Annotated in this window: 12 protein-coding genes; 10 read left to right on the top strand and 2 right to left on the bottom strand. The window is 28.9% G+C overall.

Annotation, left to right across the window (positions count from 1 at the left end; genetic code table 11):
• Positions 1-87: 87 nt before the first annotated feature.
• The 9 genes from CLOCEL_RS19205 to CLOCEL_RS19165 all read left to right on the top strand — a co-directional run bounded on the left by CLOCEL_RS19205 (position 88) and on the right by CLOCEL_RS19165 (position 10,099).
• A complete protein-coding gene (locus CLOCEL_RS19205) occupies positions 88-492 on the top strand; it encodes a hypothetical protein (RefSeq protein WP_010073845.1) in 405 nt (134 codons plus the stop codon).
• Between the two features lie 530 nt (positions 493-1,022).
• A complete protein-coding gene (gene pelA / locus CLOCEL_RS19200; protein ID WP_010073844.1) occupies positions 1,023-1,988 on the top strand; it encodes a pectate lyase in 966 nt (321 codons plus the stop codon).
• Between the two features lie 522 nt (positions 1,989-2,510).
• Entirely contained in the window at positions 2,511-2,948 is a 438-nt protein-coding gene (locus CLOCEL_RS19195; protein ID WP_010073843.1) for a hypothetical protein, read from the top strand.
• A 167-nt stretch (positions 2,949-3,115) separates the two neighbouring features.
• Positions 3,116-3,559, top strand: a complete 444-nt coding sequence (locus CLOCEL_RS19190; RefSeq protein ID WP_010073842.1) for a PaaI family thioesterase — start codon at positions 3,116-3,118, stop codon at positions 3,557-3,559.
• Between the two features lie 165 nt (positions 3,560-3,724).
• Complete coding sequence (locus CLOCEL_RS19185) at positions 3,725-4,156, top strand: MarR family winged helix-turn-helix transcriptional regulator (RefSeq protein ID WP_010073841.1); 432 nt, start codon at positions 3,725-3,727, stop codon at positions 4,154-4,156.
• 53 nt (positions 4,157-4,209) lie between these two features.
• Positions 4,210-5,949, top strand: coding sequence for an ABC transporter ATP-binding protein (locus tag CLOCEL_RS19180; RefSeq protein WP_010073840.1), 1,740 nt, complete (start codon positions 4,210-4,212; stop codon positions 5,947-5,949).
• A gap of 13 nt (positions 5,950-5,962) precedes the next feature.
• Entirely contained in the window at positions 5,963-7,858 is a 1,896-nt protein-coding gene (locus CLOCEL_RS19175; protein WP_087943108.1) for an ABC transporter ATP-binding protein, read from the top strand.
• Between the two features lie 474 nt (positions 7,859-8,332).
• Entirely contained in the window at positions 8,333-9,160 is an 828-nt protein-coding gene (locus CLOCEL_RS19170; RefSeq protein ID WP_010073838.1) for a GNAT family N-acetyltransferase, read from the top strand.
• A gap of 105 nt (positions 9,161-9,265) precedes the next feature.
• Entirely contained in the window at positions 9,266-10,099 is an 834-nt protein-coding gene (locus tag CLOCEL_RS19165) for a creatininase family protein (RefSeq protein ID WP_010073837.1), read from the top strand.
• A 277-nt stretch (positions 10,100-10,376) separates the two neighbouring features.
• Here CLOCEL_RS19165 and CLOCEL_RS19160 read toward each other — a convergent pair whose 3' ends face one another.
• Together CLOCEL_RS19160 and CLOCEL_RS19155 are read right to left on the bottom strand one after the other, a co-directional pair.
• Positions 10,377-10,946 (bottom strand): GNAT family N-acetyltransferase, encoded by a 570-nt coding sequence (locus tag CLOCEL_RS19160; RefSeq protein WP_010073836.1) that lies wholly within the window; start codon positions 10,944-10,946, stop codon positions 10,377-10,379.
• 34 nt (positions 10,947-10,980) lie between these two features.
• Positions 10,981-11,874, bottom strand: a complete 894-nt coding sequence (locus tag CLOCEL_RS19155) for a phosphotransferase family protein (protein ID WP_010073835.1) — start codon at positions 11,872-11,874, stop codon at positions 10,981-10,983.
• Between the two features lie 425 nt (positions 11,875-12,299).
• Between CLOCEL_RS19155 and CLOCEL_RS19150 the strand changes: the two genes are divergently transcribed.
• Positions 12,300-13,109, top strand: coding sequence for a hypothetical protein (locus CLOCEL_RS19150; RefSeq protein ID WP_010073834.1), 810 nt, complete (start codon positions 12,300-12,302; stop codon positions 13,107-13,109).
• The last annotated feature ends 78 nt before the right edge of the window (positions 13,110-13,187 follow it).

The following is a 13,187-nucleotide window of genomic DNA, read 5'->3' as shown; positions in this document are numbered from 1 at the left end:
AATTTTAAAAATAGTATAGGCAAAGATTAATATCTATTTTGGAGTATGAGTATTTTTGAAGATTGGTTAAGGAGAGGAAAGAGAGGTATGAAGATGAACATGAATAATAATGAATTTGATTCACAATTTTGCAATGTAAGGTACATAGAAAAAGACAATGTAGTATTATCAACATGGAAAAAGTTTTGCTGTTATGATGACTATAGAAAGCCAACATCTTTTGCCTTGGAATTGCTTAAGAAATATCCAAAGAGTAATTTTGTTGTAGATGCAAGAAATGGATTTGAAGATGAAAAAGAAGATGTTCAGTGGGGGTTCTCTGTGCTATTGCCTGCTATGTCTAATACTGATTGTAAAAATGTAGTCTTTATTATGAATGAAACAAATGAAATTGAAGATGAAATGGATATGTGGACAAAAGAGTTTACTAAATACTTCAAAGTGTATAAAGTGAAGTGCTATGAAGAGGCAGTACAACTTCGGGTTAAATAGAAATATTAATTCTAAGTAGAGTGAACTTATTTAAATGATATTCAATATATAATGAGTTTTGATTTAAAAGGTAAGCAAAGTGTTTATATATAAGAATTTTAATAGTTATAGTAGTTCTGATATATCTGCACAAAGTCAAGTATATTAAATGAACTTAGGTTACTTATTGGGACACTTATGTATAAGGTATACCTTTAGATATTTTTAGTATGATAATGAATAATTAATATAAAACACATAAAAAATTACATAAATATTATTGACAGGGAATAATTCTCCTTATATAATGGAAACGTAACCACTTAATCGTTTACAATTAATTTGAATAGTTTTTGGACAAGTCGAGACAGAAAGTTATATTAAACCTTGGTATGAGAATTATGAAAGAGTTGTAATTTGCAAATTGGAACCGGTTCAATTACAATTCACAAGCTGAAATTATAATTTTTAATTATTTTCAATATGTCCATGAATTTATTATGTGGTTTCAATAATAAGATTAATATAAAGAAAAAGGGAGAGTATTTATTATGCTTAAATCAAAATTAAGAAATATATCTTTAGCGTTAGCTTTAGTTCTTGCACCAACCACTGCTTTAGTGGCATTACAAACACCTGTAACAGTATTTGCTGCTGGTGATGCTACTGGTGTTACAGCAGACATGGCAACTATTTTAAAAAATCAACAAACAGATGGTGGTTGGCTTAAGTATTATGGCGAAAAAAGTGGAGATTGGGCAAAGTCAACTATTGACAACAAAGCTACTTACACAGAAATAAGAAGATTAGCAGCTGAGTACATCAAGACAAAAGATGCAAAATATTCTGCTGCAGCTATAAAAGGAATTAACTTCTTGTTAAATATGCAATATGCTAATGGAGGATGGCCACAAGTTTATAAGGGTTCAGGTTATCACACACACATTACTTTCAATGATGATGCAATGATTAATGTAATGTATCTTTTAGATGAAGTTGCAAACAAGAAAGGCAACTTTTCATTTGTAGATAATACTTTAGCTGCTAAATGTAAAGCATCTGTTGATAAAGGAGTAAATTGTATATTAAAAACTCAAGTTGTTGTTAATGGAAAGTTAACAGCTTGGGGACAACAACATGATGAAAATACTTTAAAACCTACATATGCAAGAGCTTATGAAGTTCCATCTCTTTGTACTACTGAAAGTGTAACTATTGTAAAGTTCCTAAAGACTAGAAAGTCTACTCCTCAAATAGCGGCTTCTATTAAAGCTGCTACAGATTGGTTTGCAAAAGTTAAAATTGTTGGAATAAAAGCAACAAGAACAAAAACAGATACTGTAATTACAAAAGATCCTAATTCAGTTATCTGGGCTCGTTTTTATGAAATCGGAACTGACAAACCTATATTTGTAAACCGTAAAGGTGAAGTAAAATATAATATTAGCGAAATTGAACAAGAAAGAAGAGCTGGATATGCATGGTATAATACAAGTCCTGCTTCTTTGATAAAATAATATATAGATGATATAAAAAGTTTATACTAGTGATAGTATAGACTTTTTACTTTTTTATAATATTTGTAGGACTAGAAAATGATATTATATTGAAAGATAGAATAATATAATTTTGCAGAAGTTTTTTCAAGGTGAGTCAAGGATATATAATTTAGTTTATACATAGTGGTGTATAATAGAAAAACAGCAATAATATTTAGAAATAAATACTATTGCTGTTCTTCTGTAGTTTTAAATTGTTTGAACAAAGTTGAAGTTTGAATAAATAGTTATATTTTCATAATAACACCTATCATTCAATTATATTATATATACGCAATATTGATTAATCAAGCAAATATTTCAAATTAGCGACAAATCGTATGCAGTAAGTAAAGGTTTTTTATAAGGATAACTTTTTAACATTTTGGAATAATAATGTTGATATTAATAAAGCCAATAAAAAATTAGTTGGTTAATAAATCGCTTAATCAATTAATTGAAACAATGTTTTGAATAAAATATTGTAGAGGAAGTGGTTTAATGAAAGTTGAAGGGTACTTTAGCAATATAAAAGAAGCAAATGAAACTGTTGAGAAACTTAATAATCAAGGATTTAAAGGTGCTTTTGTGGATATAAATGACCATAGAAGTAGTGCATATTCCCAAAGTGGTACTTTAGGTGCTGAAGGTATGTCAAGTTTGTCAGGGGCAGTTTTAGGTAAAAGTAATATCACTGGAGAAAGATCTAGTTCTCCATTAGTTGCAGCAAGTCCGATGGTAAGTGGCATGGGGAATTTTGAAGAAGTAGCAAATGTAGAATGTAAAGTAGTTGTTGATATTAATGATACTGACCTACAAAATGTAAATAATATAATAAGTAGTATGGGTGGAAGTACTAAGAATCCTAATGTTCAAATACCTAAAGGACTTGAGAATATAGATCAGGATGCTTTTATATTTAAGAATCTAAGAAAATAGGTAGTTGAGGAGATGGTGTATAGCACTGTCTCTTCAGTTATATTTTGAATTTTACATATATAAAATTTCTAATGTTAAAAGAGAAATTTTGTATTTTGCAATGAAAACTAACAAGTAGAAAAGATAAATGATATAATATAATAATACTATTTGTTGGAGGATATAAAATGTCTAATGAACGTCTTTTATGGATAGAAAATTATTTGATGGAAAAATATAAGATGCCTAGCCTAGAAAATTTTCTTCAACTTGAAATTGTTAAAATAGATGAAGGGAAAGTTAATTATCGTGCTAAAATTATAGATAAGCATTGCAATCTATATGGAGTTGTACATGGAGGTGTGTTAGCATCTATAATTGATACTGTAATGGGTATCGCATGTATTTCATTAGGAAAAAGAGTAGTAACTACTGATATGAGTGTTAGTTACATTAAAAATGTAGCTGAAGGAAGTACAATTACTGCAGTTGGGCAAGTTATAAGTAATGGGAAAACCATTATGAGAACTGTAGGTCAAGTGTTTGATGAACAGCAACAAATACTTATTAATTCACAGGGTTCTTATTTTGTTATAGGAGATTTTTGTGAAGAGGATTATCCTAAAAAATAATAAATTTAAATGTCATAAATTAAGAAATATATTTTTACTTTATATAAATTTTACGATAATGCTGTAAAAGCACATACAAAGATTTATCATAAAATTTATATTGACAAAGGTAAAAAAATTAAAGATAATTAGTTAGAAGTCTAACAAAAATATTGAGGTATAAAGATGGATAAAACACTTCGCATTGGTAAAGAAGTAATAATTTTTGCTAATAGAATTAAGAGAATGATAAGTAAAGAAGCTTCACAATATGGTGCTACTGGGATTCAATCTAGAATACTTGGTTTTATAAATGAAAACTCAGGGAAAAGAGATATATTTCAAAAGGATATTGAAGAAGAATTTGATATTAGACGATCTTCTGTTACTAGCGTTCTCCAACTTATGGAAAAGAACGGGCTTATCAAGAGAGAAAGTGTTTTAGAAGATGCGAGGCTTAAAAAGATTGTTATCACAGAAAAAGGGCTAGAAATAGATAGAAAAGTGTACGAGTTTATTAATAAGTTTGAGGAATCTTTGAATGAAGAATTAAGTGAAGAGGAAGCAAATACATTGATTTCTTTGATTGACAGATTGTCTAGAAAAATTGCTGATTGAGTTCAGTTTTTTTATAAATAATTAGTTAGAAATCTAACAAAAGGAGGAAAGTTATGATAAAAAAGTTAGCTAGTTATGTTGCAGAATTTAAAAAAGATTCTATTATAACTCCTGTTTTTATTACTCTGGAGGTAATAATGGAAATAATAATTCCATTATTAATGGCAAAAATTATTGATAATGGTATAGGAAAAGGAGATGTAAAATATGTAGCTATTGTTGGAGCATTGATGATAGCAGTATCTTTCTTATCCCTTTCATTTGGTGTATTAGGTGGGGTATATGGTGCAAGAGCGTCTACTGGTTTTGCTAGAAATTTAAGAAAGGCTATGTACTATAATATCCAAAAGTATTCTTTTTCGAATATAGATAAATATTCAACAGCAGGACTTGTTACAAGATTGACTACAGATGTAACAAATGTTCAAAATGCTTTCCAAATGATAATAAGAATATTTGTTAGAGCTCCGCTTATGTTAGTTTCTGCTATGATTATGAGCTTTTATATTAATGCGAAATTATCTTTAATATTTTTAGGTGCAATATTTTTTCTTGGAATTTTATTATATTTTATTATGACTAGTGCTCATCCATATTTCGTAAAGGTCTTTAAAAAATATGATGATTTAAATTCTAGTGTTCAGGAAAATTTAACTGGAATCAGAGCTGTAAAAGCTTATGTAAGGGAAGATTATGAAATAAAGAAATTTTATAAAGCTTCTGAAACCCTATATAACTATTTTATAAGTGCTGAAAGATTAATTATACTTAACGGACCTATAATGCAGTTTACAGTATATGCTTGTACATTACTTTTATCTTGGCTTGGAGCAAAAATGATTGTTTCGAGTTCTATGACTACTGGGGAATTGATGAGCCTATTCGCTTATACTACAAACATATTAATGAGTCTTATGATTCTATCTATGATATTTGTAATGGTTGTTATGTCAAAATCTTCAGCGGAAAGAATTGTAGAAGTTTTAGAGGAAAAAAGCGATTTAGTAAATGGTGAAAATCCTATTTATGAAGTAAAAGATGGGTCAATAACCTTTAAAAATGTTGATTTTAGTTACAACAAAAATAAGGATAATTTTGTTTTACAAAACATTAACTTGAAGATTAATTCTGGGGATACTATAGGGATTATTGGAGGAACGGGTAGTGCTAAATCGAGTCTTGTTCAGCTTATCCCAAGATTATATGATGTAGCAAATGGAGTAGTTGAAGTTGGTGGAATTGATGTTAGGAAATATGATGTTGAAACTCTTAGAGATGAAGTTTCAATGGTATTGCAAAAGAACGTTTTGTTTTCTGGAACTATAAAAGAAAACCTAAGATGGGGAAACAAGGATGCAACTGATGAAGAAATAATTAAAGCGTGTAGACAAGCTCAAGCAGAGGAGTTTATTGAAAATTTCCCTGACAAATACGATACGTTTATCGAACAAGGTGGAACAAATGTATCTGGAGGGCAAAAGCAAAGATTATGTATTGCAAGAGCTCTTTTAAAGAAACCAAAGATATTGATTTTAGATGATTCTACTAGTGCAGTAGATACAAGGACAGATGCATTAATTAGAAAATCTTTTAAAGAAACAATTCCAGATACAACTAAGATCATTATTGCTCAACGTATATCTTCAGTACAAGATGCAGATAAAATCATTGTATTAAATGATGGTGAGATAGATGGTTTTGGAACCCATGAAGAATTATTAAAATCTAATGATATATACCGAGAAGTTTACGAATCACAAGTAAAGGGGGATGATGATAGTGAGTCAAAATAGTAAAGCTAAACCAATGGGTCTTGGAAAGGGTCCAGGACGTGGAAAACCCAACAAAAACTCTTTAAAGATCTTGAAAAGATTGCTTGCTTATGTGCTTAAGGAATACAAGTTATTGTTTTCTATAGTGATAATAACCATCATCATAAGCTCTCTTGCTAATGTTATTGGAACTTTGTTTCTACGAAATTTAATTGATGATTATATAATTCCATTATTAAAGGAATCTTCAGCAAATTTTGAGCCACTATTTAAAATGATAATTTCTATGGCAGTGATTTATCTCGTTGGAGTTTTATCAAATTATGTATATGCCCGCGTGATGATTATAATTTCACAAGGTTCTCTTAAAAAAATAAGAGATGATATGTTTAGTCATATGGAAACTTTACCAATAAGTTTTTTTGATACTAATTCTCATGGCGATTTAATGAGTCTTTATACTAATGATACTGATGCATTAAGGCAAATGATAAGCCAAGGAATACCGCAATTATTAGCGGCCATTATAACTGTAGTTAGCGTATTTATCTCTATGATTTTTTTAAGTATACCGTTGACAGTGGTGCAAGTTCTAATAATTATCTTAATGTTTCAAGTTACTAAATTTGTTGGAGCTAAGAGTGGAAAATATTTTGGACTTCAACAAAGAGATATTGGAGCAGTAAACGGATATATAGAAGAGATGATGGAAGGACAAAAGGTTGTAAAAGTCTTTTGTCATGAAGAAGAAGCAAAGATTAATTTTGATAAATTAAACGACGCCCTTTTTGATAGTGCTAATAATGCAAATAAATATGCAAATGTATTAATGCCTATCATGGGTAACATCGGTTATATAAACTATGTAGCTGTAGCTATTTTGGGTTCTATCCTTGCTATTGGTGATTTTGGTGGATTTACTTTAGGTGCATTAGCTGCATTTTTACAACTAACAAGAAGTTTTAGTCAAACTGTTAATCAAATGGCTCAGCAATTTAACTTCGTTATCATGGCTTTAGCTGGAGCGGAACGTATATTTAAGCTTTTTGATGAGAAAAAAGAAATGGATGAAGGATATGTAACCTTAGTTAATGCAAGAGAAGATGAAAAGGGTAATATAGTAGAGACTAAAGAACGTACTGGGCTTTGGGCTTGGAAGCATCCACATCAAGATGGTACAGTTACTTATACAAAATTACTTGGAGAGGTAGTCTTTAATGATGTTGATTTTGGTTATAATGATGAAAAAATCATATTACACAATATAGATCTTTATGCAAAACAAGGACAAAAGATAGCTTTTGTTGGTGCTACTGGTGCAGGAAAGACTACTATTACAAATTTAATCAATCGTTTCTATGATATCCAAGATGGCAAGATAAGATATGACGGTATTAATATCAACAAAATTAAGAAAGATGATTTAAGAAGTTCTCTTGGTATTGTACTTCAAGATGCTCACTTGTTTACAGGAACTGTTGCAGATAACATTAGATACGGAAAGCTTGATGCCACAGATGAAGAAGTATATGCAGCAGCAAAACTTGCCAATGCAGATCAGTTTATAAAACATCTGCCAAATGGTTATGATACAATTCTAACTGGTGATGGGGGCAACCTTTCACAAGGTCAAAGACAACTATTAACTATTGCTAGAGCAGCTATTGCAGACCCTCCTGTTTTAATACTTGATGAAGCAACCTCTAGTATAGATACCAGAACAGAGAAAATTGTTCAAGAAGGAATGGATAAACTTATGAAAGGAAGAACAGTATTTGTAATTGCTCATAGACTTTCTACTGTTAAAAATTCTGATGTTATCATGGTTCTTGAGCAAGGTAGAATTATTGAAAGAGGAAATCATGAGACTTTGATTGAGCAAAAAGGTAAGTACTATCAACTTTATACTGGAGCTTTTGAATTGTCATAGATATTTTAAATTCAGTATAGCAAAGGCAGATTAATAAATAATATAAGCTAATTTATAAGCGCACCAATGATGGATAAATTGTACTGTATCAAACAGATAGGGTACAATTTATAGGAATCATGGTGCTTTTTCTTATTTATTTGATAATTATTTTAATGTAGAATAAAGGTTTAATCTATACAGTTTAATTGTGCTAAATGCATAGCTTAGATGTAAGCTTAAAAAATATTTTTAGATGATAAGTTCATATAAGTAAAGAAAAGAATTACACTATATTGTATAATGAGTAAGTAATAAGTAAAAATATTTATTTCGTAGATTCAAAGTGGCTAATTGTTATTTTAAATAGACGAAAAGGTAAGCTATACTCACAGGTATAGCCTTTCTTTATAAGTATATATATTCAAAGTGAAAAATAAGCTAGTGGAAGAATTTGGGAAACTTTATCACTAGATATTAAAAAGGGATAGGCTAATGGATAATAAAGAAATATTAAAGCTTATAGAAAATATATCTCCAGGGGGAAGAGATTATGTTGAGGAAGGATTTAAAAATAATGTGGTTAAGGTGTTATTTTCTTTAGAAACAGAACAAAATAAAGGAGTATTTATAATGGTTGATAATGATGACTGTTGTATTTTCTATGCTTCTTTTTTGAATGAAAATAATATAGATGAGATTCTAGAAATAATAAAAGATAAAACAAATGGATATACTTCAAAAGCAAATTCAAAGGAGATTTGTTTTAATGTATATGGAAATAATCCAAAGATAATAGATTTAATTAGAGAATTAGGATTCAAAACTGATATGGAAGGCTATTGGCTTGAATATGCAAGTGAAGAATTATTAGAATTAAAGCAATGTAACTTGAGTGATAGGGGCTTTGAAGAATTAAGAATAGATGATTTTGTTGATTTATTTGATAGTGCCTATTATCAGTTGAGGATAGATAATGGGTGGTCGGTGAATGGATATGCATCAAATACAGAGCATTTTTGCAATAGGTTAATAGATCTAGATAAATGCAATCAAGTACGTTCATTTTGGCAAAATGATCAATTAGTTGGCGCATATATACTTAAGCAGAATTACATATATGATATTGTGGTGAGGCCAATATTTCAAAATAGAGGATATGGAAGTTATATATTAGCACATGCAATTAGAAACCTACGTAAAAATAAATCAATCAATAAAATAATCCTTGGAGTTGTTAAGTCTAATATTAATGCTAAAAGATTTTATGCAAGAAATGGTTTTGTTCAGATTTCTTCTTATGCTGAACATACATATAGATAACTTATTAATTTTAGTTAAGCGTATATATTGTTAATTAAGAATTGGGAGTTGAAGTTTTGTAAATAGGGAACTATAAATTTTCATATAAAGATTTGGGGGATAAAGATGGATAATTCAATATTTCAAGGAACAATGGTAGATATGACCTATGTAGAGGTAGAAAATTTAATTAAACAGGAAGCTGTTGTTTTATTACCAGTAGCAGTAATAGAAGAGCATGGGCCACATTTACCATTAGGGACGGACACATATTTAACTTATGCAATGTTTAAACATATACAGGATGAGTTAGACAAAGTAAATGTTAAATCCGTAATAGCACCACCATTTTATTGGGGAATTAATGTTGCTACTAGCGGTTTCCCAGGTTCATTTACTGTAAAGGTGGATACAATGAAAGCTGTTTTAAAAGATACAATAGAATGTCTTTATAATTGGGGTTTCAAAAATGTCTATATATTAAATATGCATGGGGATTCTCTTCACAGCAAAACAATAGTTGAAACTGTTAAGGAAATATATGAAGTTAGTCAAAAGGATAAAAAGGTATATAATATTATACCTGAATTCTTTCAAAAAATAATGGGATTAGATGACAGTGAACCGTACTTACTTATCCAAAAAGAAGATCATGACGAGCCACCTGTTAATGATGAAAATCCTTATATGGACATACATGCGGGTGGATTCGAGACAAGCTTGATGTTGCTAGAATTTAAAGAACTAGTAAATGAAGAAATGGCTAAAGGCTTTGAATCTTCTAAGACGACCTTTGAATTATTAAGAAAGTGGCAACAAGGTGGAGTTGAAGGTAGAGAAATTACACCATTAGGTTATTGCGGTAATCCATCTAATATAAATTTAAAGGAAGCTAAGGAATTTACAGATGCTTTTGTAAAGCTAACTGTTGAGTTAATAGTTGATTCTTTGAAAGCTTAGTAAGTGAGAACGTAACTTTATATGCTGAAGGTTATGACATAAAAAAATAAAAATAACTTTTTGATATATATATATAAGTTGCATAATGCAACCTACATATAAAAATAACATGTTAGTATTGAAATCAATACAGTTTATGATGAAATTTTATTACAACATATACAGCAAAAGAGCATATTTAGAGTTGTTTGTTGTAATTTTCAAAATAATTTACCTTGAAAGAGCAAATAAGTGAAACCTCCGCTTAACAGGTACATATACGTTAAGCGGAGGTTGTTTATTTTTTATTCCTGTAATCTTTATTCAGCATGCTAAATATTATCAAATCTATTAGTTGACCTCTACATACTTCATACTCTCTTAAAACTCCTTCTTTTTGAAAACCACATTTCACTAATAAGCCGTGAGAAGAAATATTTTCTTTTTCAACAAAAGCTTCTATTCTATTTACTTCAAAAACTTCAAAAGCAAATTTTATTAAGCCATTAATAGCTTCACTCATATATCTTTTATTCCATTCACTTTTTCTCAATTCATATCCAATTTCTACTTTTAAGTTATTTGTAGAAATACTATGAAATCCACATGTACCAATAATTTCACTTGAATTTTTTAAGCAAATTCCCCATCTTATCATTTTCTTGTTTTTAAAACCAGCAATAAATTTATTAATTAAGCTTATTGATTCTTCTTTTGAATTATGAGGGAACACATCATAAAATTTCATAACATCCTTATCTGAAAATATATTAAAAATATCATCAACATCATTTAATGTTATTTCTCTAAGAATTAAATTATCAGTTTCAATACATTTCATTTCATTGAAAACAGTAACTAAATTCATTTTTCACCCCCATTTAAATTATATTTTAGAATTATTACTTTAATCCAATAGGCATTATATCTCTTGCTGTATGAAGATGTAATAAATGCCATGATAGATCATTACTTTCGAATCCTCTCAAGGCCCACCATAGGCTAGAAATTGTTGCATAAAATCGTGATCTATCTATAAAAGAATTTATTTCAGGATAATGCATGCTCATTTTTTTAATAAATCCTTCACCAAAATTATCAAGTATAACACCTAAATCATGAGCTGGATCACCATAGCCAGATGACCCAAAGTCTATTACTCCATTTATTTTATTTTGCTCTTTTGAGTAAAAGAAATGGAATGGAGCTAGGTCACCATGTATCAATGCTGGTTCATATAAGAGAAATAATTCATTTTCTATCAATGGTTTGTAGATTTGAGTAATATGTTCCCTCGTATAACTCTTCATCATTGGAAATAATTTTTCTTCAATTATGTGAAATTGTGAAATAAAATCCTCTCTTACTCCATTGCCAGGAAAGGCTTTTATCTCATTTTCCTTTATTATTTCCATAGGTATTGAATGTAACTGCTTTAGAAAACATCCTATCTGTTTTGCAAGGTTATTTTGTTGTTCATCGTCTAACATCAATAGTTCATTTCTAAAAATAGGAGTTCCGTGAAAAAAATTAGATTTTGCAATACCTGGCTCAATATATTCAAGGTCAGGTAAAGGCATGTCCACATATTCTTTAGCAATATTTATTATTTTAATTTCATGCTCTAAGGAATCAATAATGTCCTGATTTTTAGCAAAACGAAAAACTTTAGAATTATTAATGATAACTATATCATTATTTAATCCGTCTTGAAAATTATAGTTTATACTGTCTATTTTTATCTTAGGGAATCTTTTCTTTATGTAAGTTAGATATTTTTCTTTCTTATTGTCCATATTATATCTCCTCTCAATTGCAATGCTTAATGCATTTGTTTATTAAGATTAGATTATCCATGAATTCATCACGATCACTCACTTTCATAAAGCTTTAATAGCTATGATGTTCATATCTATTAAAGGCTAGATAAATTAAAGTATATCATTAAGTAAGGAAAAATTACTAATTATTTATTATAATTGTAAATATAGAGTATGTTTTTGCAATAATAATTGGGTTAGGGATTAGATTTCTCCGTTGAGATGTTGTTTTATATTTTCGAAATTATATATTGTAGTATAATTACTTTGAACTTTATAAGAACATAGATTATAGACAGGGAAACCTATTATAACAGAGATTTTAGTTATGAAAAATTTTATAGATTATGATTTAGTAGTTTTATTTATTGAGTGAAAATAGCACAAGGAGGTAAATTAATATGGAAATCGCTATTAGTAAAGAATTTATGTATAAAGAAACCAAAAAGCTTATTCAATATATATTTGGTCTACCAGAGTCAATAAGCATAGAAATAAAAGGTATATTAATTTCTTCATCAAAGGATGAACAGAAGATAATTAAAGCAATAAATAAATGTTATAATGATGCTTACAGTGATGTTGATATTGAAATGAAAATCAAATTGAATGAAACTGAATATAATAACAATTCCCCAATATATTCTGATTGTATTAGTAGTCTTGGGTTCCAAGATGATATATTAGGAATGTCTCATTATCGTACTGAAAGTCATGGTGAAGTTATTAGAGTATGTAAAATGAATGGTATGAGGTTTAATTTAATAGTAAATGCATTATGTAAAGAGGAAACTGTCACTTTACCACATGGCTATGTTGTGGAGAGTTTAGAAAAGGCAGACAATTTTTGGTTTATAGCAGTCCAAGCTCTAGGAAAGTTGATGAGAAAAGATTATTTAATTTCAACTCATTTAACTCATATGTTGGTCCAAGAAACATTAGTGCTTCAGATGAACATTAGAGATAATGAAAAAAATACTAATGTTCATAGATACGGCTATGCAGAAAAACTGAATTATTTAAGCATTTATAATGATGAAAGTACGATGCCTTCTTTTCTAAAGGTATCAGATGAAACATATAATCATATTTCTAAATTATTATATAGCGCAGTAAAAAGTTATGATGGACTTAGTGTTTCTTTAAATGATTTATATAAATCTAGAATCGAAAAATATCTAGCTATATGGGAATTTTATTGTAAAGAATAGATTTTTAAAAATATTACATAAAGGCTGTTTTATAACGGTCTCTTTTGTAAAATAAATACAATAGTTCAAAATTTTATT

Source organism: Clostridium cellulovorans 743B (assembly GCF_000145275.1).
GTDB classification, from domain to species: Bacteria; Bacillota; Clostridia; order Clostridiales; family Clostridiaceae; genus Clostridium_K; species Clostridium_K cellulovorans.
This window is presented reverse-complemented; position numbering and strand designations above follow the sequence as displayed.